Below are 19,609 nucleotides of genomic sequence, written 5' to 3'. Positions count from 1 at the left end.
CACCGAACCGGATTAGCAATGTTAAGCCCGTTGTCCCCCGTTTCACAGCACGTACGTCGATTCCCGTTCTCTATAAACGACGGTAACGTTAACTTGAGTTCATCGCGTGAATCAACCCCGTCAGAGCTGTTCTGCGGCGCTGCTCGCACTCGGGGCGTCGGCAACGAAGAAGACGAACCCGTTTCTCGATCCGTCGGTGGTTCCGCCCGCCACGCAACCGGCAGCACCCTCGGACGAAGAGTCGCGGATCGATCCCGCTACAGCGGCTCCTCGCCCTCGATAATTCGCTTCGCGCGCGCGGCCAGCGCCGGCACCCGATCGCGCATCTTCGGGTACATCGGATCGTCGCTGTTGCCCTCGAGGTAGCGCCGGAAGAACATCTCGCCGAGGCCGGCGAGTTTGTAGACGGCGAGCGCGCGGTAGAACCGCTCGTGTTCGAACTCGTAGCCGGTCAGTTCCTCCCAGCGGGCGACCAGTTCCTCGCGGGTCGGATACCCCTCGCGCTCCATGAACCGCGTGACCAACTCCGGAATCTCCGGCTCGGGGTCTTTCGTGTCGCGCCAGTACGACAGCATCCAGCCCAAATCGGCGCGCGGGTCGCCGAGCGTTGCCATCTCCCAGTCGAAGACACCGACGAGCTCCGGCGGTGTCTCCGGCCCGAACATGACGTTGTCGAGCTTGTAGTCGCCGTGGACGAGCGTGTGGGGGTGCTCCTCGGGGACGTTGTCCCGGAGCCAATCGCCGACTTCGTGGAGGTCGGGCACTTCCCGCTCGTCTTCGGTCACTTCGAACGCCCACGAGAGCTGTTTCCCCCAACGGTCGACCTGCCGCTGGGTGTACCCTGCCGGGCGGCCGAACTCGCCGAGTCCGATCGCCTCGTAGTCGAGGTCGTGGATTTTCGCCAGATTATCGACCAGTTCCTCGCCGATCCGCTGGCGATGCTCCGGCGTCGCGAACCGCTCCGGTTCGTCCTCACGAAGCACGTCGCCCTCGAGTTGCTCCATCACGTAGAAGTCGCTCCCGATGACGTCGTGGTCGTCGCAGGCGAGCACCGGTGTCGGCACGGGGACGTCGGTGTCGGCCACTGCGTTCGTCACGCGATACTCGCGGAGGACGTCGTGGGCCGTGTCGGCCGTCTCGCCCGGCGGCGGTCGTCGGATGACGAGTTCCCGACCGCCCCACGTGACGAATAGGGTCTCGTTCGAGTGGCCCTCCTGATGGCGGGCGATGTCGTAATCGTCGACTTCCCCGAGGTGGTCCTCGAGATACGCGACCAGCGCGTCCTCGTCGACGAGGCGCTCGTAGTAGTTCTCGCTCATGGCAGGCGCTCGCTGGCCCCGGCCCGGGTGGCCGATACGATGTCGTCGGATGTGTTTCGATGCGTGTCCGTCATTGTCGTGTGCCAGTATCTCCCCCCTTAACGAAAATAGTTACGCCGCGATCTCTCTTTTACAATGTTTGTGGGTCGTAAGTTACCGCGAACCACGGCCGCGCGACGGTCGCAGTCGTCCGTCAGCTGATCCAATGTCGGCAGACGCCGATCATTGGGATCGGGTGTGCCGGTGTTGCGTGCCCGAGTTCCGGAGGACGGCGACGGCAGAAAAAGTGACTCGACTCATCCGAGGACGTAGTCGAGTTTCGGGTACTTCTCGAGCAGCGGGACGCCGTCGATCTCGTATGCTTCGATGCGTCGGTCGAGTCCGAGGATCCGACCGGCACCGAAGGCGGCGACGGCGAGGAACACGAGCATGTACGCGAAGTCCCCGTTGATCAGGCCGTGGGTGATCTCCCAGTTCCCGAAGTAGAACAGGAGCATCATGAACGCGCCGAAGAACGCCGCGAGGCGAACGAGCGCGCCGACTAACAGCCCGATGCCGATGAGGAGTTCACCCCACGGGACGGCGACGTTGACGATGTCGACGAACCACGGCGTGGCTCCCATCCAGGCGAACACGTCCGCGAAGGGGTTGCCGTTCGTGGCCGCGCTGTGGGTCAGGTATCCGCCGGCGCTGAACCCGCCTTCCATGATCTTCGTGAGTCCGGAGTACGCGAACGCATACCCCATCATGAGCCGTAGCGCGAGCACGAACCACGCGCTCAGGCTGTGGGCCCGTCCGCGAACGGTCAGGCCGCCGAGGGTACTCTCGAACACGTTCGAACCGACAGTCATCTTCTCTGTAGCCATGAGTTCTTCACCTACTTCTATAGAAGGCGGTCACGAACATATAAATAAACGATAATTCTACAATCTCGAGAATCGGCTACCAGGGCGTGTATGTCCTGTGTGTGCTATTTTCTGTGCTATCGAATTCTTCTCTGTCAGTATTTAAATCAGCGTCGGGATACCACCGATTGGCTGGACCGATCGGTTACCGTCGATCACTCGCGCCGGCCGGTCTCACTCGTCTCCGCTCTCGTTATCGTCGACGATCTCGAGTACCTCTTCGGGCGATTCGATCCGATACGCGACGGCGGGGCCGTCGTCGGCTCCGAACGCGACGCCGTGCATCCCCATGTCGGCGGCTCCCTTCACGTCGTGGTCGTAGCGGTCGCCGATCATCAGCGACCGCGCGGGGGTGACGCCGGCCTTCTCGAGGGCCGTCTCGAAGATTTCTGGGTCGGGCTTGGTGCGGCCGACTTCCTCCGAGGTGGTGATCGAGTCGAAGTGTTCGCGGACGCCGAACCGCTCTAGCATTCGCCGGCCTTCCGCGTCGTCGACGTCGCTGATGACGCCGACGTGGAGGTCTCGATCGGCGAGCCGTGCGATCGTTTCGGGTGCGCCCGCGATCGGTTCGATCGAGGAGCTGACGACCTCGTCGAACCGGGGCTGCCACTCCTCACGTGGGATCTCTTCCCCGACGATCGTCTCGATCCCGCGGTGGTAGCCCTCGCGCGCGGAGCGGAACTCGGTGCCGTCGCGCTCGCGGAAGTAGTCCCCGACAGTCGTCCGCCAGATGTCGATGGCGTCCTCGAGCGTCGTGTCGACGTCATGGCGGTCGAGGACACTCGCGATGAAGTCCGCGTGGGCCGCCTGAACGGTGTCGAGCGCGAGGATCACGCCGCCGATGTCCCAGAAGACGGCCTCCCACCCGCCCGCGTCGGGGGTCGCCGCGCCAGCATCGACGGTCGCGTCCTCGCTCATCGCTCGGCCCTCCGGAGCGTCGAGCGACAGCCCTCCTCGCTCGGTTCTTCGCGGGCGCGTTCGACGAGGTCCTCGTCGGTGACGGGGAACTCGGGCGATTCGTCCTCGAGCAGCCCGCTGAGAGAGACCTCGGCCTGTCGATCAGGTCCGTACGTTGGGGTATCTGGTGACATGGGTTGGTCCGGGACGGCGGTCGGTTCGCCGTCGTGGGTACCTGTGGCACTGCCACCCATTCACTTAACACTACGGTATCTATACCCACCTTTATTAACAGTTGACGCGAATAGCTGGCTGGATTGAACAATGGTAAGCGAAATCCGACACGCAGGTGACCGCGAATGAGTACCGAACAGTTCAGCGTCGACGGCGAGACCGCTATTATCACGGGCTCCTCGAGCGGGATCGGCAGATCGATCGCGGAGCGGTTCGCCGCTGACGGCGTCGACGTGGTCGTCTGCTCGCGCGAGCAGGAGAACGTCGACCCCGTCGCCGAGGAAATCAACGAGAGCGACAGCCCCGGCCGCGCACTGGCGGTCGAGTGCGACGTGACCGACCGCGAGGCCGTCGAAGCGCTCGTCGAGGCCACCGTCGAGGAGTTCGGCGGACTCGACGTACTGGTCAACAACGCCGGTGCGTCGTTCAGAGCCGAGTTCGACGACATCTCGCCGAACGGCTGGAAAACGATCATCGACATCAACATCAACGGCACGTATCACTGCACGCACGCGGCCGCGGAGCATCTGCAAGACGGCGGTGGCTCGGTCATCAACCTCGCCAGCGTCGCCGGCCAGCGCGGCTTGCCGTTGATGAGCCCCTACGGGGCGGCTAAGGCGGCGGTCATCAACCTGACGACGACGCTCTCCTACGAGTGGGCCGACGAGAACGTCCGCGTCAACTGCATCGCGCCGGGCTTCGTCGCGACGCCGGGCGTCGAGAGCCAGATGGGCATCTCCGCCGACACCATCGACCGCGAGGAGGTCGGCCGCCGCATCGGTACCGTCGAGGAGATCGCCGACGTGACGCAGTTCCTCGCCAGCCCCGCTTCGTCGTACATGGTCGGCGAGACCATCACCGTCCAGGGCGTCCCGCAGATCAGCGACGACCACGACATTTAGTCGCGTCTGTCGCTCGTCTCTCTCACCGTCTTCGCCCGAGAAGCCCGTAAACGTTTGTTCGCACGCCGCCGGTTCCCATACACCCAAAAGGCAGTGTTTCGTCTGTGAATGACGATGACTGACAGAGATGTCCACTTACCCGTCGCCGCACAGCCGACGATTGACTCGATCGCCGACTACGCGCGGACAGCCGAGGACGTCGGCTACGACTGCGCGTGGCTCCCCGAAACGTGGGGCCGTGACGGCGTGACCGTGCTCTCGGCGATGGCCGAACGGACCGAGACGATCGATATCGGCTCGAGCATCCTCAACACCTACTCGCGCTCGCCGGCGCTGTTGGGGCAGACGGCGGCGACGCTGCAGGAACTCTCCGACGGCCGGTTCCGGCTCGGGCTCGGCCCGAGCGGCCCCGTCGTGATCGAGAACTGGCACGGAGTGGAGTTCGGCAACCCGCTCAAGCGGACGCGCGAAACCGTCGAAATCGTTCGAGAAGTGCTGTCGGGCGAGACGGTGAACTACGACGGCGATGACTTCGAACTGTCGGGCTTCCGGCTGCGCTGTGACCCGCCGGAGACCACCCCGCCGATCGAGGTCACCGGCATGGGCCCCAAGGCGGTCGAACTTGCCGGTCGGTTCTCCGACGGCTGGCACGGCATCATGCTCACTCCCGAGGGCATGGCAGACCGCATCGAGGACATCGAGCGCGGCGCCGACCTCGGCGACCGCGACCCCGACGACGTGCAGGTCTCCGCCGGCGTCACCTGCTGTGCGTTAGACGACCCCGAGGAAGCTCGCGCGATCACTCGCCAGCACATCGGCTTCTACATCGGCGGCATGGGCACGTTCTACCGCGACGCCCTCGAGCGCCAGGGGTACGACGAAGCGCCCGAAATCTACGACGCGTGGCAGGAGGGCGACCGCGAGCGCGCGCTCGAGCTCGTCGACCAGAACATCCTCGACGACCTCTGTGCGGCCGGCGATCCGGAAACCGTCCGCGAGCAAATCGAGCGCTACGAGGCTGTCGACGGAGTCGACACCATCGCGGTCAGCTTCCCGCGCGGCGCGGACGAGGAGCAGATCCGACAGACGATGAAAGCGGTCGCGCCCGAGAACTGAGCGGGCTCGACATTCCTCGGTTTCTCCGTGGTCAGTACAGGCTCTGCGACAGCAGCCCGGTCTAACCACGTTCGGGCGGGAATGAAAGGGGCGAGGCCGCTCGCGGTGCGAGGCGAAGTAAGGACCGCAGGCCGACGGCCGAGGACCGCAGCGAGCCACAGCCCGCGAGCGGACTCGGGGCTTTCTGGATGTATGCGTCCGCGACTCCGCGATCTTTGACGCGAAGCGAGCGAATCCTTCGACAGCTACAAACGGTGCATCGTCCCAGTTCGTGGTATGCCCGGCAAGGTGAGCCCGGACGACCTGCTCGCGCACGTGTTCGAGCGGACGGGGGCGGCCGACGAGACGATACTCCAGGGACCCGCAGACGGCGAGGACGCGGCGGCGATCGACTGGCCCGACGGGGACGGGACGCTCGTGGTCAGCTCCGATCCGATCTCGCTGGCCGCCTCGCAAGTCGGCCGGCTCGGCGTTCCCGTCGCGACCAACGACGTGGCGGTCTCGGGGGCCGACCCGCGCTGGCTGACCGCCGTCGTTCTCCTCCCGACCGGGACCGACGAGCGCACGCTCGAGGCGATCGCCACCGACCTCGACGAGGCCGCCCGAGAGATCGGCGCCTCGATCGTCGGCGGCCACTCCGAGTACGTCGACCAACTCGAGCGGCCGCTCCTCTCACTGACCGCGATGGGTTCGACCGACAGATTCGTCCCGACCGGCGGCGCCGAACCCGGCGATCGGGTCGTCCTGACCAAGGCCGCCGGAATCGAGGGCACGGCCATCCTTGCGGCCGACTTCGGCGGCGACCTCGCGGTCGACCCCGAGATCCGCGAGCGCGCCGAGGGGTTTCTCGCGGAGATCAGCGTCGCTCCCGAGGCTCGAGTCGTCCGCGAGTACGCGACCGCGATGCACGACCCAACGGAGGGCGGCGTCGCGGCCGGCCTGCTCGAGGTGGCCCGCGCCTCGAACGTTCGGCTCGAGGTCGATCGCGACGCCGTGCCCGTCCGCGAGGAGACGGCGGCGCTGTGCGAGGCCGCGGGCGTCGATCCGCTGTGTATCTTCGGCTCCGGCGCGCTGGTCGCGACCGTTCCCGAGGACGCGCTCGAGGACTGCCTTGCCGATCTCGAAAACGCGGGCCTCGAGGCGGCCGCGATCGGCACCGTTCGGGCGCTTGAGGGCGGCGACCCCGAACTCGTCCTCGACGACGAGCCGATCACCGAGCCGATCGAGGACGATCTCTACCCGCTCTGGGAAGCCGCCGACGCGGACGACTGACTCGCAGCCCCGCCAGTCCGCAGCGCGCCCAGCGTCGCCTCGACCAGCACGGCGTCGGGGTCGACGACGGCGTCCGCGCCGGCCCGCTCGAGCGCGTCGACCGACTCCTCGCCGGCGATCGCGACGATTCTGGCGGCCGTTCGCGATCGGACGGCCGCGACGAGTTGGTGCTGGTCGCCCGCGCCCGCGCCGACGAGGACCGCGTCGCCGGTCTCGAGGGCGGCCCGCTCGAGTGCTCCGTCGGCGGTCGGCTCGCCGCCGATCACGTCGACGCCGTCGGGAAATGTGGTTGCGTTTTCGCTCGTCACGACGGTAACCGCGGTCCGTCCGGCAAGCGCCGTGACGACGGGCCAGATTGTCTTGCCCGTTCCGAGGACGACGACTCGTGTGTCGTCGGCCTCGCCGCCGATCGCTCCGTCAGGCTCACGATCTCGTCCTTCCGTGGCGCGCCGACCGGTTTTGGTCAGATGCGCTTCGATCGCGGGGCCAAACAGGCTCCCGGCCGTGGCTGCGACGGTCGCCGGACCGAGAGCGACCAACGAGATCGCGAACAGCCGCGCCGCTTCGGTCTTCGCGTGGACATCGCCGTAGCCGACCGTACTTGCCGTCACGACAGTGAAGTACACCGCGTCGACGACGGTCTCGACTCCGTCGAACCCGTTTTGGAGCGCGTACGCGCCGGCCGTCCCGTAGCAGAAGACGCCAACGATCGAGAGCAACGCGCCGATCTGGGTCGCGTTGAGGTGACTCGAGCGGGTAAACCGCTTGCTCGTGGCCACGAGGACGACGAGTCCGCCGGCCGAGAGGACCACAAGCGGCACCGACAGCACCCGGGCGTGGACGATGCCGTGGGCTGCGGAGAGACAGACAAGCACGACCGCGGCGACGTAGGCCAGCCGATAGCCCCGTCGCAGCCCCCAAGCGGTGACAAGCAGGGCAAAGCCGATGATCGTCCCGCTGAAATCCGCTATGGACTGGACATCGCCGAGTACCCCCTCCGCTTCGAGGGCTGGTTGGGTGAGGATTGCACCGATTCCAGTCGCGATCGACGCGAACGCGATCACGGTGACGATCACGACCGCGACGCGAGCACTGGTCCGACGCGGGCGAAACGTCTCGAGCATACGAGAACTACGCGGCCGCTGGCGGTAAATCCACAGTTCACGTGGTCTCTGTGATCGTGTCTGAATGCGCGTCCGGCCCGTACACCCGCGTCTCACCGAGGGGATTCGAGCGCGTCGAACTCGAGGCCGCCGACGAGGGCCGGCACGAGGAGGATGCCGGCGATCAACAGCGCGTAGAGGACCACGAGGAGCGGTTCGACCGCGCCGACGATCGCCTCGAGACCCCGGAGGACGACCACGAACCCGCCGCCGACCGCGACGAGGATCGCCCCCTCGAGCCGAGAGCGAAGGTCCGGTAGCGCCGTCAACTGCCGCGAGCCGAGGAGGCCGCCGATCGAGCCGCCGAGGCCGAGCAGCGAGTCCTCGGTGCCGCCAGCGACGACGACCGCGGGAACCGCGAGGACGAGCGCGATCGCGAAGCCGGTCGTCGGATCGCCGCCCGTCAGCCGGTCCATCGCGATGACGAAGGCGATCCCGAGGACCGCGCCGGCGATCACGTCGCTCAGGTAGTGGACCCCGAGGGCGACTCGAGAGAGCGAGACGGCCGCGACGAGCGTGCCGGCACCGGCGACCGCGAGCGGATCGCCCCGGCGATCGTACACCGAGACGAGGCCGCCGTAGACGACCGCCGCCGCGAACGCGTGACCGCTCGGAAAGCCGTAGCCCTCGCGTGCGCCCTCGAGCGAGACGAGCAGGGCGTCCGCCGGCGGCCGCGGCAGTCCGAACAGCGTCTTGAGCGTCAACACCAGCGCCAGTCCGGCGACCGCGTAACTGGTCACCAACGCCGTCCGCCGGCGATCGCCACACCAGAACAGCACCGCGAGCAAGACCATGAGGACCGTCGTCCCGCCGAGTTCGGTGATCCACACGACGAACTCCGCGTACTCCGCCGGCGTGGCGTCGCGAACGGCCGCGCTCGTCTCCTCGAGTCGCATGTCACCGGCCGTTACTCTCACTAGCGGATAAATACCGGCGGTACGGAGCACGGCGGAGGAACCGATCGGCCCGCCGCGTCACCGACGCGCCCACTCGAGCATCCGCTCGTAGACCGGATCTGACGCCAGCGCCGACGCGTCCCCGACCAGCACCAGCGCGCGCTTGGGTCGGGTCAGCGCCACGTTGATCCGCCGATAGTCCTCGAAGATCGGTCCCTCGAGCGAGCCGGTCGCCGTAAAGGAGACGACGATGACCTCCTGGCTCGAGCCCTGAAAGCGGTCGACGGTGTCGACGGCCACGTCGTCGGGGACGTGTTTCGAAATTTCCGAGACCTGCGCGCGGAAGGGGGCGATGACGCCGATGTCGGTGCGCTCGAGGCCGGCCGCCTCGTAGGCCTCGATCAGTTCGGCGATTCGTGTGGCCTCCTCGCTGTCGGTGTACCGGCTCCGGTCGCCCTCGACATCGACGAACGAGACCGGATCGCGGAGGCCGACGGGAAGCGCGTCGCGGGAGACGCCCTCGAGATCGTCCAGATTTCGGCCCGCGACTTCGGGCGTCGCCGGCCGGAGTTGGCCGTCGTAGAACTCCCTGGAAGCGAAGACCTGAATGCGCTGGTTCATCCGGTACTGGCGGTCGAGCATGACGCCGGCCTCGGGATGGAGATCGACGAGCCGCTCGAACAGCGACTCGGTGAGATCGTTTTCCGCTCGGACGACCGGCGGGAGCTGCTCGTGGTCGCCGACGAGGACGAACCGCTCGGCCAAATTGATGGCCGCGTGCGTGCCGGGTTCGGTGAGCTGGGCAGCCTCGTCGACCAGCGCGGCATCGAAGGCCTGCTCTTTCATCACCCGCGAGCCGCAGGTCGCGGTGGTCGCCGCCACCACCTGCGCGTTCTGCAGTTCCGCGACGCGGTCCTCGGGGTCGCCGGCCCGCTCGAGCCGGTAGGGCTCCATGTCCTCGCGGACACCACTCTCCGAGCCGACGCGGACGACCCGATCGGTGTCGACGCCGTCCGCGTCCTCGAGTTGCTCGAGGACGGCCTCCAAGGCGTTGTCGACCGCCCGATTGGTAAACGCCGACAGCAGGACGCGCTCGCCGCGCTCGACCATCGCCGTGATGGCGCGGGCGATGGTGTAGGTCTTCCCGGTGCCCGGCGGGCCGTGGATCAGCGCACAGTCCTCCGCGCCGACCGCTTTCGTCACGGCCTCGTTCTGGGCGTCGTTGTTCGAAATGAAGGTCTCGCCGGGGTCAGCAAATTCGGGTTTCGCGCGGCCGAACAGGATGTCCTTGCGCCGCTCGTCGCCCTTGAGCAGCGCGTCGTGCATCGCGACGAGCAGCCGGTCGGTCGTCAGCTCGGAGGGGTAGACATCGAGTCGCGTGACCTCGACCGGCTCGTCCGCGGTCAGGACGACCTCCTCGTCCAATCGTTCGATCATCGCGAGCTCCGAATCGCCCCGAACCGGATGGCCGTCGCTTGCCAGCACCAGATCGCCCTCGCGGAGCTTCGAGGTCGCGCCACCGGTCCGACGCGCCCGCAGTTCCCAGCGCCCGCCCTCGAGCGGCCGCTTTTCGACGAACTCGAGGTCGATCAGCGCGCGGTCGTCGTCGGCCCGCTCCTCGGCCGTCTGCTCCCAGAGTTTGGCGTACTCGCGGTGGACCTCCCGCCGTTCCTCCTCGATGGCCCGGTAGAAGCGATCGAAGTACTCGAGTTCCTCGTCGGGCAGCGATTGGCCGATCTGACCGGCCTTCGACTCCTGATCGAGGCGCCCCGAGACGACCATGCAGGTATCCTGCTCGAAGCAGTACTCGCACTTCGCGTCGGCCTCGTAGCCGGTCGGCACGTCGCCGTTCGTCTCCATCGCCGTGATCTCGTTTCGCAGCCGGACGACGTACTTCAACAGCCCGTCGCCCATCGTGAACTCCTTGGCGGGGGTGAGATCGCCGGTCTCCTCGTTGCGATCCAGCGCCGAGTTCTTCGTGTAAAGTAGCGTTCCGAGGTCCACGTCGCCGCCGTGTTCCTCGAGTAACAGCGCATAACAGGCGGCCTGGACCTTGTCCTTGAATCGCGGTTCCTTTTTCAGGTTCTTGCCCGTCTTCAGTTCGACCGGCGCGCCCCGGCGGACGGCGTCGGCCCGCCCGCGAATCCCGAAGGTCTCGCTGATGAGCAACTGCTCGGAGCGCCAGCTATCCTCCTCGGTGAGGCGGCCCTGCTCGAGCCACCCTTCGATCGCTTTCGCGTTCTCGCGTATCTCGTCTTTCACCGCGTCGGGCGTCTCGCCGAGCAGGCCCAACTGGAGGCCCCGTTCCTCGATGCGGGCCTCGATCGACTCCTCGAGATCGCGCCCGCGCAGCAGGTCGCCGAAGACCTCGTGGACGAGCGTCCCCTTGACGACGGGGTAGTTCAGCGGCACCCCGGAGAGCTTGTTCAGGTAGTAGAGCCGGGGACACTCGACCCAGTTGCGGATCGCGGTCACGCTGACGAGGAAGGAGGGCTCGACGACGACGTAGGAGTCGCCGGTCGTGGCGAACTTCGTTTCGCCCTGATACTCCTCTTCTTTCGCGTCCGTCACGAGCAGTTCCATCCCCGGCTCGAGCAGTTCCGCCGACTCGGTCCACTTGTTCCACAGCGTCACCGTCGTCGTCTCGCGGCCGTCGACGGCGGCCGTCGTTCCGCCGTCGGTCGTCCCACCGTCGCTCCGCGTGGCGGATGTACCGTCGGCCGCCGTCCCGTCTCCGTCGCCGGCCAGCCGAAGCGGCACGTCGGCGAGGTCGCTCTCGCCGTAGCTCGTCGACACCGACCGCACCTCGACCTCGCCCGCGACGGTTCCGCGTACGTGCACAGCCTACCGTCACGGCCGAGCGATCAAAAACGCTATCGGTCCGGGTACCGCAGTCGGTGCCGCCCCAGCCGTCCGTCTCACCGGGCTCGCGGTCGCGGACTCGCCGCGGTAATAGCTTGTTACGGACGGTTTCGATCCCTCTCGAGAACCGACGGCAGCGGAACGGACGGGTCGCTTTTGAGATTCCGAGCCGTACCTCGTTCCCATGAGTGACCCCAACGACGACGACCGTCGGACCAGCGGGGACTCCGGGGCCGACACCGGCGACGAGCCGATCGAGCGGACCGAATCGGCGTCGGCGGATGCCGACTCCGGAACCGGGTACGGAGACCGGCTCGACGCGGGCCGCGACCACCGCGACGAGTCGGCCCGAGTCGCGAACGAGGAGCGCCGGCGCAAGGCCTCGACACTCGGCCTCGTCGTGGCTGCCCTCGGCGCGTGGGTCGCCCTCTCGGTGCTCGTCTTCGGCACCGCCGCCGCGCCGCTGTGGAACAACGTGCTGGTCGGCCTCGTCGTGGCCGCCGCCGCCGGCTACAACTACTACCGCCTGACCAACGACATTCCGCTCAGCGCCGCCATCGCGTCGCTGGTCGCCATTCTCGGCGTCTGGCTGATCGTCTCCTCGGCGCTGTTCGGGATGACCGGCGGCCTGTTCTGGAGCACGATCACCAGCGGCCTGTTGATCGCGGGGATCGCGGGCTTCAACGCCTACGAAGCCAGAGAAGCGCGAACGGTCGCGACCGAGCCCGGACCGGGCGCGTGAGTTCCTGCGCTCAGGATCGACCGAGGCCGTGGTCGCGCTCGAGCCGGCGAATCCGGTGTTCCGCGGCGTGGTGGCTCGTCGCGACGACGGCGAAGGCGATCATCGTGACGGCGAAGGCGATCGAGACGACCGGTGAGAGCCCGTTGACGTAACTGTTGCATAACTGGCCGAGCGCCAGCGCGAGCGGGGTCAGCGTCAGGAGCGCGCTCTTGGCCGGTGCGGCGCGAAACAGTTCGACGAGCGAGAGTTGCTGGCGGCCGGACATAGGGAAACCGTCTGTTACTCACTCTGGTCGGGGAGCCGTGGTATTCCTTTTGGTTCGACCCCCCGTGGACCGTCCGCTTGCGGCGTCTTTCGACCGGACCGATACGTTCATTCTGCCGGCGTTCCAATCCACGACACGACCATGCGGATACGCGAGTGGCAGGACGTACTCGAGGACGTCACCGAACGGGATGTCGATCCCGAGGATTGGCGTGCGGTCGCCGGCGACCGCGCCGGCGGCGTCGGCGAAGACATGTACCTCGCGCATCCACGGGCCGGCGTCTTCTTTCTGAAGACGTACGCGAAGAACCCCTTCGAGGTCCGCGGTGTCGGCGGCCGCGTCGCCCGCAAGGTAGACGACGAACTCGACTCGTTTCTCCCCGAGCGGGACTCGGGCGGCCGCTTCGCCGTCCAGTCTCCGCCGGAGGACGAAGCGCAGGCCGAGACGGTCGGGAAGCGACTCGAGACCGTCCTCGAGACCCATGCGGACGCGCCGACGCGCCCGCAGGACCTGTTCGACGACGTGATGGAGGCCATGGGAAGCCCCGCCTTCGGGCCGATGGAGTACGACCAGTACGACCGGCCCGACGAGCTCGACGACCTCTCCGAGCGTTTCGAGGAGGCCGACGAGCTGCTGCACTCGGAGCTCGAGGACCTGATCGAGACCGATGAGGTCGACCGCGGCTTCATGTAGACCGAACTTTTTACGCCTCGGGTTCGCCGCAGGCGAACCACTCTCTGCTCGAGGGACGCTTCGCGTCCCTCGTCGGGCGCAAAAACGTCCGCAGAAATCGGAGATTTCTGATGGGCCCGCGAGAGCGCTGTTCTCGCGGACTTCGAGGAAAAAGGCCGCCTCCGCGGGGCGTTGTCCCGCTCCGGCGGAGAATCGCTCACTTCGTTCGCGAATACTTGTGGGGAGTTCTCGTCGTTCGACGAGCGGACGGTGCCTACACAAGGATCGGAATCTGAAGCTTGCCTTTTGGTTCGACTACGCCGAGTTCCTCGGCGTACTCTTCGCGTAACTCGGAGAGAAATAACCTAGTGAGCCGACGCATAATTCTCGACGAGAAGGCTGTTTGATACAGCTCTTGCCTCCTCATTCCCTCGAAAAGAAGCTTCGATAAGCCGTGGCTGTTACGGGGTTTTTCTCTTAGCTAGAGACAGACGGCCTTTGACGAGTTATACCGCTTGTATAGAAAAATAACCCCAACCAGCTGTTGGAGAAGTGGGATAAAAAATCCAAAAATACCCCCGAGAGCGTATAGCAGTGGGAGAGGATGCCATTCTGAATCTGTTCCCAGAACGCTCTTCGCATCCTTATATACCATAATTGGGAAAAGAAATATCATAGTGATTCCAACGAACCCTAACAGACTAAGAACTAACAGTGTTACTTCAGTAAGTAGTCTTACATTTGCCTCGATAATGAGTAAACTCGCATAGATAGTTGGCAGCAGAACTATCGGAGCGACTACTACTCCCATAATCATGTACGTCCAAATTGTTGGTGAATGACTCTCTAGCCAGCCCATATTTTCATCCAATATTTTAGTGTATGTGAAATTTGCTATATCTATAGAAAGCCGTGAATGGTCAAACCAGTTTTGAGCAACGGGCCTGTGTCTCCATGCTGTCGTATGTTCTTTCACCAGCCCAATGAAATAATTGTTGGTCTGTCAGTTACGTTGTGGAGAACGGTGGAGACAGGCTTAACCTGCTACCCTTTCCGTGGGCCATGCGTATCAGCAAGAAACTGATGTAACCGCAGGATTGTCCCGTCAACAATCATCACGTCATGGAATCGGTTAAACTCTGTATCGACTGTCATCGGGACAAAGACCCCGTCAAGTGCGACTTTGACGAGGCCGCGGAGATACTCTGCGAGCAAGGTGTCAACCGATGATAAATGCTGCCGAAAGAGAGCGTCTCGTCAGCAGTAGCGTTTAGCTACGTCGGAAACCAGCGAGTGTTTGGCTTCGCCGGAGGTGAGTGCCAAACACGAACACCCAACCGAGAACGGGATTCGAAGATCACGGGCATGTTCGTCCACGCCGGGTTCTTCGGCGTACTCTTCAAGGAACTCCGAGGGAAACAACGTAGCGAGCGGACGCATACTTCGAGATACGAAAGTTCAGTTGCGTATAGACTCGACTTCCTCACTCTTCGGAAAAGATGCCTCGACAAGCTGCTGTCACGCGGTTCCTCGACTAACTACAGACGGATGGTTGCTCGAGTCACTCGAGCGCACCTGCGACTGCGTCCGGTGGGCCTTTGGAACCGGACTTCGACAGACTCAATATATGAGCGACCACGCCGAGTCCGTCGTCCGCGACTACTACGACGCGCTCCGCGACGGCGACCCCCTCGTACCCTACTTCCGCGACGACGACCCGACCGTCAAGTTCGGCATCAGCGAGTCCCTGTTCGGCGGCCGCGAGGTCGCCGCGGCGCTCGAAGCACAAACCGAGACGACTACCGACTGGTCGATCGAGAGCCGACGCCTCGTCGTCGACGAGCGCGACGGATTCGCGACGTTTGCCGATGAGGTTGCGATGGCCTGGATGGATACGGAGAGCGGCGAGCGCCGTCGGTTCGACAGCCGCTGGAGCGGGACGCTGATCGAACGAGCGGCGGCGGACGGAGCGGCGGCCGCGGACGGCCCGCGCTGGCAGTTCGCCGTCATGCACGTCAGTGCACCCCACGAGCTATGAGCCGCGGGCCGCGCGGCTCGACGCGCTCGAGCGTCCCCACGAGCGCGGCCGACCAGCTCAAGGCCGCCTTCGTCCTCTTAGTCGGGCTCTCTGGGGGGCTGATCGCGCTTCAGAGCGGCGCTCCGCTGACGGTGATCGGCGCGGCGGTCCTCGGCGGGGTCGTCGCCGGCGGGGCGTTGCTCTGGTATCTGCTCTGGATCACGACCGACTGATGCGAGCGCGTCCGCGGTCCACGGTCGAAACGCCTCGCGAAGCGCCGACTATCGGCGGTCGACGCGCCGGATCCACGTCCCCGGCGCGTCGAGTTCGTCGTGGCTGGGGAGGTTCTCGGGTTGCTCCCAGACCAGGCTCGCCGTCTCGAGGTCGCGCACGGTGACGACGTGTTCGAAGAAGTTCTTGCCGCGTCGGTACTGGCGCTCCTTGAGCCCGAGGCCGAGCAGGCGACGGAAGAGCTTCTGGAGCGGCCCCCGGCCCTGTCGGCGCTCGTCGAGTTTCCGCCGTAAATCCTCGTACTCCTCGTCGAACGCGTGGTCCATCAGGAGTTCGGCGTACCCCTCGACGACGGTCATCGCCGCGTCGAGGTCGCGAAACGCCGCCCGGTCGAACGAGCCCTCCGAGAGCTTCGCGATGCCCTCTTCCATTCGGGTCTCGAGGTGATCCGAGAGCCACGGGGCGGCCCCGAACTCGGCGGCGTGGGTTACCTCGTGGAAGGCGATCCAGCGGCGGAAGCGATCCGAATCGACGTCGAGCTTCGCGGCGGCGTTCAGGATGTTCGGCCGGACGAAGTACAGCGCGTGCTCGTCCGCGGGCGTGTCGGCCAACAGCAGGGGATCGTACTGGCCGAGGACGTTCCGCCCGAGGAAGGCGAGCAGCACGGTCATCGTTCCCGTATTGATCGTCCGGGCGACGCCGGGAAACGCGCCGGTGTGGGTCTCGAGGGTACTCATGACCCGCTCGAAGGTGGCGACGTTGGCGTCGATCCAGTGGTGGCGGTTCTGGATCTCGACCGTCTCGGGCACGTCGAACTCGACCCCCGCGACGGTCCGCACGGCCGCTCTCGCGTCCCGAACGTCGCGAGCGTAGGCCTCGCTCTCGCCGGGCTCGAGCTCGAGCGATCCGGGGTCGGTGGCCGCCTTGGCGGCGTCGGCGGCCGACCGCCAGTCGATCGCATCGTCACCGGACGCCCCGGCGACGGCCCGGGCGCTGCGATAGAGATTCACGACTCTCACTAGGGCAAGGAAGCGCAAAAGCGTTCGGCTCAGTTCCGTTCGATGTGACGCGCCGACGCCGGCGGTCGATTACCGATTAAATGTGCGTCCCGATCACCGCCGATCGGTGTCTACCGTGACGGCGATCAGTTGACGATGACGTCGGGCTCTTCTTCGGCCTCGAGTTCCGATTCCTCGTCGCCGCCGCGGAACTTCTGGGCGGCGACGGCGATGCCGACGAGGACGACGAGCGCGACCAGCGCGCCGACGGCGCTCTTGCCCGCACCGCTGGAGTCGTCATCCTCGGCGTCTTCCATCTCGATATCCGTTTCGGTCTCGAGCTCTGCCGTCGATTCGCTGCCGCCAAACGGTAGGGCGTCGCTGAGCGATCCCAGTCCGAACCGTGCGTCGCCGTCGAAGCGCAACTCGATGAGGGTGAAGTTGGTATCTCCCATAGGCGGACGGACCACGAGAAGTCACTTAGCCGTTTGGTTAGGTCTCTGTTACTGACGTTTGTAGCGATACGTTACGAGGCCCGTGCCCCTCTCACGCTCCTGGGGCTGTCGACAGCGAGTCTCGACGAATGGATACGCTTTTGTCGTATTGGTAGAATAACACGATTATGGTCCTGGATAACCCCGCCGTCCGATGGGGATACGGTCTGACCAGTGGAATCGCCGTCGCTGCTGTCGCCCTTCTCTTTCTGGACGGAACGGCACAGCTCATCGCGCTCGGGATCGCTCTCCTCGACGTGGTCGTCACGCCACAAATCCTCAGGCTCGCCGCCGAAGGCTGACCGGTCGGCGACTCGAGAGCAGCCGTTCAACGGTTCTGACACTAACCGCCGTTTGACGCCCGGTAGCTGTCGCCACAGCGACGACTTCGGCCGCGTACGGACCGGTACGATTAAGTGTCCATCACCTGCGGTGTTTCGTATGAGTGGACGACCGCTGGACGTCCTCGAGGCGTCACTCGGCGAACGCGTCACGGTACGACTCAAGAGCGGCGACGAGTACGTCGGCGACCTCGCCGGCTACGATCAGCACATGAATCTGGTGCTCGAGGACGTGACGATCCCCGTCGAAGGCGGCGTCGAGGAGGAAACGCCGGTCGAAGACACAACCATTATACGCGGCGACAACGTCGTGTCGATCACTCCATGACTGGCGCAGGAACCCCGAGCCAAGGAAAGAAGAACAAGACGACGCACGTCAAGTGTCGTCGCTGTGGTGAGAAGTCCTACCATACGAAGAAAAAGCAGTGCTCGTCGTGTGGCTTCGGCAAGTCCGCCAAACGCCGCGACTACGAGTGGCAGTCGAAGACCGGCGATAACTGATTCGCGCTCTCTCTGAGTTCTGTTCGGTTCTGTATTCGATCACGCTCCAGCCACGGTACTAGCACTGACGTGATCGACGCTCGAGTCCGATAGCGGCGCGACCGACGATCGGACCCGGTCGCCGATGGACAGCCCTTAGTTCGCCGCCGCGAAGGATCGTCTATGGAGACGTCAGACGCGTTCGCCGGACTCGAGTGTGTCGACTGTGGGGCCGCCGTCGACGCCGCCGAGTCCCACCGGTGTCCGGACTGCGGGGGGTCGCTCGACCCGAGCTACGACTACGACGCGATCGACCTCGATCGGGAGACGCTCGCCGACCGGCCGTTCGACTCGCAGTGGCGCTACGCCGAACTGCTCCCCTTCGCCCGCGAGGCCGCGGTGACGACGGACGAAGGTGCGACGCCGCTAGTGGACTGTCCCGAGCTGGCGGACGAACTCGGCGTCGAGCGCGTTCTGATCAAAGACGACGGCCGGAACCCGACCGGCTCGAGCACGGACCGGGGCGCGTCAGTGGCTGTCACGGCCGCCGCCGAGCACGGCGCGAGCGATGTCGCGCTTCCCTCGACGGGCAACGGCGGCCAGGCCGTCGCGGCCTACGCGGCCCGCGCGGGGTTGGACGCACACGCGTACCTCCCCTCGCGCTCGGGCTTCACGAACAAAGCGATGGTCAACGTCCACGGCGGCGACATGAACGTGGTCGGCGGCCGCTTTGGCGACGCCGTCGGGGCTTTCGAAGAGGGCCTCGATGAACACGACGACTGGTACTCGCTCCGGGCGTTCGACACGCCCTATCGCCACGAGGGCGCGAAGACGTTGTTCTACGAGATAGTCGAGGGGCTCGAGTGGACCGTCCCCGACGCGATCTGTTATCCGACGGGTGACGGCGTCGGGCTCGTCGGCCTCGCGAAGGCCGCGACCGAGTTCCGGGAGCTGGGCTTGACCGACGAACTGCCCGCCCTCTACGCCGCGCAGGCGTCGGGCTGTGCGCCGATCGTCGAGGCCCTCGCGGACGGCCGCGACGAACTCGAGCCGGTCGAGCACCCCGACACGATCTGTGGCGAACTCGAGGTCCCCGATCCCGCGGCGGGGTCGCGCGCGCTCGAGGCCGTCCGCGAAACCGACGGCGACGGCGTCGCGACCGACGACCCCGACATTCTCGAGGCCGCCGTGCGGGTGGCCCAGTCGGCGGGTCTCGAGTTGATCCCCAGCGCCGCGGCGGCGGCCAGCGGCGCGTGGGAACTCGCCGAGCGGGGCGCGTTCGACGGCGACGAGACGCTCGTTATCGTCAACACGGGCTCGGGGAACAAGGAGGCGGACGTGTTGCGCAGCCACCTGATGGGACAGGGCATCTGAGCTGCCGCCGAGTTTGCCAGTCAGTGGTATCCCTCGGTATGACGGGTGAAACCGCTAGAGGGGGGCAAGTTCGTCGATCCGGTCGACCGATTTCACCGACAGGGTCTTGACTGCGAGACGAGTAGACGAAACGAGTACCAATGTGTGAACATTCACCAGAGTGTTCGAACGGGGCCACGTGCCAGCTCGTCCTCGAGAACGGGCAGACCGGGCTCGAGACCGCCGAGTACTACTGCAAGGCCCACCTCGTCCTGCGGATCTGGGAGCTCGAGGAGGAAGGCTCGATGCGGGCTGTCAGCGCAGAGCAGTTGTAAGCTGCCGTCGGGAGTCCCAGACCACCGAGGAGCCGGTCTGCGACGGCTCGAACCCCGGATCCGCGAGTCGGGTTCGTTCCGTAGCGTTTTTGCTGGTTGTCGGGAAACGACGCGG

22 protein-coding genes and 1 pseudogene are annotated in these 19,609 nt (G+C 65.6%); 12 read left to right on the top strand and 11 right to left on the bottom strand.

The annotated features are described in order from the left end of the window. Positions 1-257: 257 nt before the first annotated feature. The 4 genes from NKH51_RS10400 to NKH51_RS10385 form a co-directional block, all read right to left on the bottom strand. Entirely contained in the window at positions 258-1,319 is a 1,062-nt protein-coding gene (locus tag NKH51_RS10400) for a phosphotransferase family protein (protein WP_254761612.1), read from the bottom strand. 296 nt (positions 1,320-1,615) lie between these two features. After that, positions 1,616-2,185 (bottom strand): DoxX family protein, encoded by a 570-nt coding sequence (locus tag NKH51_RS10395; protein ID WP_254761611.1) that lies wholly within the window; start codon positions 2,183-2,185, stop codon positions 1,616-1,618. 213 nt (positions 2,186-2,398) lie between these two features. Beyond that, the gene (locus NKH51_RS10390) at positions 2,399-3,142 is read right to left on the bottom strand and encodes an HAD family hydrolase (protein WP_254761610.1); all 744 of its coding nucleotides are present in this window, start codon (positions 3,140-3,142) and stop codon (positions 2,399-2,401) included. Then, a complete protein-coding gene (locus NKH51_RS10385; RefSeq protein WP_254761609.1) occupies positions 3,139-3,315 on the bottom strand; it encodes an isopentenyl-diphosphate delta-isomerase in 177 nt (58 codons plus the stop codon). The genes NKH51_RS10390 and NKH51_RS10385 overlap by 4 nt, the downstream gene beginning before the upstream one ends. A gap of 165 nt (positions 3,316-3,480) precedes the next feature. On the opposite strand from NKH51_RS10385, the gene NKH51_RS10380 reads away from it, so the two are divergent. The 3 genes from NKH51_RS10380 to NKH51_RS10370 all read left to right on the top strand — a co-directional run bounded on the left by NKH51_RS10380 (position 3,481) and on the right by NKH51_RS10370 (position 6,645). Then, positions 3,481-4,257 carry an SDR family NAD(P)-dependent oxidoreductase gene (locus NKH51_RS10380; protein ID WP_254761608.1) on the top strand — a complete coding sequence of 259 codons (777 nt, stop codon included), beginning with the start codon at positions 3,481-3,483 and terminating at the stop codon, positions 4,255-4,257. A 114-nt stretch (positions 4,258-4,371) separates the two neighbouring features. After that, a complete protein-coding gene (locus NKH51_RS10375; RefSeq protein WP_254761607.1) occupies positions 4,372-5,373 on the top strand; it encodes a TIGR04024 family LLM class F420-dependent oxidoreductase in 1,002 nt (333 codons plus the stop codon). Positions 5,374-5,649: 276 nt separating this feature from the next. Beyond that, entirely contained in the window at positions 5,650-6,645 is a 996-nt protein-coding gene (locus tag NKH51_RS10370) for an AIR synthase family protein (protein ID WP_254761606.1), read from the top strand. On the opposite strand, the gene NKH51_RS10365 is transcribed toward NKH51_RS10370, so the two are convergent. From NKH51_RS10365 to NKH51_RS10355, 3 genes are all read right to left on the bottom strand, one after another. After that, the gene (locus NKH51_RS10365; RefSeq protein WP_254761605.1) at positions 6,609-7,769 is read right to left on the bottom strand and encodes an ion channel; all 1,161 of its coding nucleotides are present in this window, start codon (positions 7,767-7,769) and stop codon (positions 6,609-6,611) included. The two genes, NKH51_RS10370 and NKH51_RS10365, sit on opposite strands and share 37 nt — an antisense overlap. 92 nt (positions 7,770-7,861) lie before the next feature. Further along, complete coding sequence (locus NKH51_RS10360) at positions 7,862-8,704, bottom strand: phosphatase PAP2 family protein (RefSeq protein WP_254761604.1); 843 nt, start codon at positions 8,702-8,704, stop codon at positions 7,862-7,864. A gap of 78 nt (positions 8,705-8,782) precedes the next feature. Then, positions 8,783-11,545: an AAA domain-containing protein gene (locus NKH51_RS10355; RefSeq protein WP_254761603.1), complete on the bottom strand. Its 2,763-nt coding sequence runs from the start codon at positions 11,543-11,545 to the stop codon at positions 8,783-8,785. A gap of 205 nt (positions 11,546-11,750) precedes the next feature. Between NKH51_RS10355 and NKH51_RS10350 the strand changes: the two genes are divergently transcribed. Then, positions 11,751-12,308: an SPW repeat domain-containing protein gene (locus tag NKH51_RS10350; RefSeq protein WP_254761602.1), complete on the top strand. Its 558-nt coding sequence runs from the start codon at positions 11,751-11,753 to the stop codon at positions 12,306-12,308. A gap of 10 nt (positions 12,309-12,318) precedes the next feature. Here the strand turns inward: NKH51_RS10350 and NKH51_RS10345 are convergent, their stop codons facing one another. Next, positions 12,319-12,573: a hypothetical protein gene (locus NKH51_RS10345; RefSeq protein WP_254761601.1), complete on the bottom strand. Its 255-nt coding sequence runs from the start codon at positions 12,571-12,573 to the stop codon at positions 12,319-12,321. A gap of 141 nt (positions 12,574-12,714) precedes the next feature. On the opposite strand from NKH51_RS10345, the gene NKH51_RS10340 reads away from it, so the two are divergent. Then, positions 12,715-13,266 (top strand): hypothetical protein, encoded by a 552-nt coding sequence (locus NKH51_RS10340; protein WP_254761600.1) that lies wholly within the window; start codon positions 12,715-12,717, stop codon positions 13,264-13,266. Positions 13,267-14,313: 1,047 nt separating this feature from the next. Here NKH51_RS10340 and NKH51_RS10335 read toward each other — a convergent pair. Further along, positions 14,314-14,685 (bottom strand): annotated as a pseudogene (locus NKH51_RS10335) (transposase); the annotation flags it as partial. Between the two features lie 187 nt (positions 14,686-14,872). Here NKH51_RS10335 and NKH51_RS10330 point away from each other — a divergent pair. Next, positions 14,873-15,283 (top strand): hypothetical protein, encoded by a 411-nt coding sequence (locus tag NKH51_RS10330; RefSeq protein WP_254761599.1) that lies wholly within the window; start codon positions 14,873-14,875, stop codon positions 15,281-15,283. Further along, on the top strand, positions 15,280-15,495 hold the full coding sequence (locus NKH51_RS10325; RefSeq protein ID WP_254761598.1) for a hypothetical protein: 216 nt from the start codon (positions 15,280-15,282) through the stop codon (positions 15,493-15,495). The genes NKH51_RS10330 and NKH51_RS10325 overlap by 4 nt, the downstream gene beginning before the upstream one ends. Positions 15,496-15,543: 48 nt before the next feature. Here the strand turns inward: NKH51_RS10325 and NKH51_RS10320 are convergent, their stop codons facing one another. Both NKH51_RS10320 and NKH51_RS10315 read right to left on the bottom strand, forming a co-directional pair. After that, positions 15,544-16,503, bottom strand: coding sequence for a zinc-dependent metalloprotease (locus tag NKH51_RS10320; protein WP_254761597.1), 960 nt, complete (start codon positions 16,501-16,503; stop codon positions 15,544-15,546). Between the two features lie 134 nt (positions 16,504-16,637). Further along, entirely contained in the window at positions 16,638-16,946 is a 309-nt protein-coding gene (locus NKH51_RS10315; RefSeq protein WP_254761596.1) for a hypothetical protein, read from the bottom strand. 167 nt (positions 16,947-17,113) lie between these two features. Between NKH51_RS10315 and NKH51_RS10310 the strand changes: the two genes are divergently transcribed. The 5 genes from NKH51_RS10310 to NKH51_RS10290 all read left to right on the top strand — a co-directional run bounded on the left by NKH51_RS10310 (position 17,114) and on the right by NKH51_RS10290 (position 19,494). Then, complete coding sequence (locus NKH51_RS10310) at positions 17,114-17,287, top strand: hypothetical protein (RefSeq protein ID WP_254761595.1); 174 nt, start codon at positions 17,114-17,116, stop codon at positions 17,285-17,287. Between the two features lie 139 nt (positions 17,288-17,426). Next, positions 17,427-17,654 carry an LSM domain-containing protein gene (locus NKH51_RS10305; protein WP_254761594.1) on the top strand — a complete coding sequence of 76 codons (228 nt, stop codon included), beginning with the start codon at positions 17,427-17,429 and terminating at the stop codon, positions 17,652-17,654. After that, a complete protein-coding gene (locus NKH51_RS10300; protein ID WP_254761593.1) occupies positions 17,651-17,827 on the top strand; it encodes a 50S ribosomal protein L37e in 177 nt (58 codons plus the stop codon). Before NKH51_RS10305 ends, NKH51_RS10300 begins: the two co-directional genes overlap by 4 nt. A 162-nt stretch (positions 17,828-17,989) precedes the next feature. After that, the gene (locus NKH51_RS10295; RefSeq protein ID WP_254761592.1) at positions 17,990-19,180 is read left to right on the top strand and encodes a threonine synthase; all 1,191 of its coding nucleotides are present in this window, start codon (positions 17,990-17,992) and stop codon (positions 19,178-19,180) included. A 140-nt stretch (positions 19,181-19,320) separates the two neighbouring features. Further along, positions 19,321-19,494: a hypothetical protein gene (locus NKH51_RS10290; protein WP_254761591.1), complete on the top strand. Its 174-nt coding sequence runs from the start codon at positions 19,321-19,323 to the stop codon at positions 19,492-19,494. Positions 19,495-19,609: the final 115 nt, after the last annotated feature.

It is taken from the genome of Natrinema marinum (assembly GCF_024296685.1).
GTDB classification, from domain to species: Archaea; Halobacteriota; Halobacteria; order Halobacteriales; family Natrialbaceae; genus Natrinema; species Natrinema marinum.
The sequence above is the reverse complement of the archived record's forward strand: the minus strand, read 5'-3'. Positions and strand labels throughout refer to the sequence as shown.

Coding starts and splice junctions, on each gene's coding strand:
- NKH51_RS10295 (WP_254761592.1), top strand. CDS start 17,990: ATGGAGACGTCAGACGCGTTCGCCGGACTCGAGTGTGTCGACTGTGGG.
- NKH51_RS10330 (WP_254761599.1), top strand. CDS start 14,873: ATGAGCGACCACGCCGAGTCCGTCGTCCGCGACTACTACGACGCGCTC.
- NKH51_RS10395 (WP_254761611.1), bottom strand. CDS start 2,185: ATGGCTACAGAGAAGATGACTGTCGGTTCGAACGTGTTCGAGAGTACC.
- NKH51_RS10365 (WP_254761605.1), bottom strand. CDS start 7,769: ATGCTCGAGACGTTTCGCCCGCGTCGGACCAGTGCTCGCGTCGCGGTC.
- NKH51_RS10400 (WP_254761612.1), bottom strand. CDS start 1,319: ATGAGCGAGAACTACTACGAGCGCCTCGTCGACGAGGACGCGCTGGTC.
- NKH51_RS10290 (WP_254761591.1), top strand. CDS start 19,321: ATGTGTGAACATTCACCAGAGTGTTCGAACGGGGCCACGTGCCAGCTC.
- NKH51_RS10370 (WP_254761606.1), top strand. CDS start 5,650: ATGCCCGGCAAGGTGAGCCCGGACGACCTGCTCGCGCACGTGTTCGAG.
- NKH51_RS10315 (WP_254761596.1), bottom strand. CDS start 16,946: ATGGGAGATACCAACTTCACCCTCATCGAGTTGCGCTTCGACGGCGAC.
- NKH51_RS10340 (WP_254761600.1), top strand. CDS start 12,715: ATGCGGATACGCGAGTGGCAGGACGTACTCGAGGACGTCACCGAACGG.
- NKH51_RS10375 (WP_254761607.1), top strand. CDS start 4,372: ATGACTGACAGAGATGTCCACTTACCCGTCGCCGCACAGCCGACGATT.
- NKH51_RS10300 (WP_254761593.1), top strand. CDS start 17,651: ATGACTGGCGCAGGAACCCCGAGCCAAGGAAAGAAGAACAAGACGACG.
- NKH51_RS10360 (WP_254761604.1), bottom strand. CDS start 8,704: ATGCGACTCGAGGAGACGAGCGCGGCCGTTCGCGACGCCACGCCGGCG.
- NKH51_RS10345 (WP_254761601.1), bottom strand. CDS start 12,573: ATGTCCGGCCGCCAGCAACTCTCGCTCGTCGAACTGTTTCGCGCCGCA.
- NKH51_RS10305 (WP_254761594.1), top strand. CDS start 17,427: ATGAGTGGACGACCGCTGGACGTCCTCGAGGCGTCACTCGGCGAACGC.
- NKH51_RS10385 (WP_254761609.1), bottom strand. CDS start 3,315: ATGTCACCAGATACCCCAACGTACGGACCTGATCGACAGGCCGAGGTC.
- NKH51_RS10350 (WP_254761602.1), top strand. CDS start 11,751: ATGAGTGACCCCAACGACGACGACCGTCGGACCAGCGGGGACTCCGGG.
- NKH51_RS10325 (WP_254761598.1), top strand. CDS start 15,280: ATGAGCCGCGGGCCGCGCGGCTCGACGCGCTCGAGCGTCCCCACGAGC.
- NKH51_RS10310 (WP_254761595.1), top strand. CDS start 17,114: ATGGTCCTGGATAACCCCGCCGTCCGATGGGGATACGGTCTGACCAGT.
- NKH51_RS10380 (WP_254761608.1), top strand. CDS start 3,481: ATGAGTACCGAACAGTTCAGCGTCGACGGCGAGACCGCTATTATCACG.
- NKH51_RS10390 (WP_254761610.1), bottom strand. CDS start 3,142: ATGAGCGAGGACGCGACCGTCGATGCTGGCGCGGCGACCCCCGACGCG.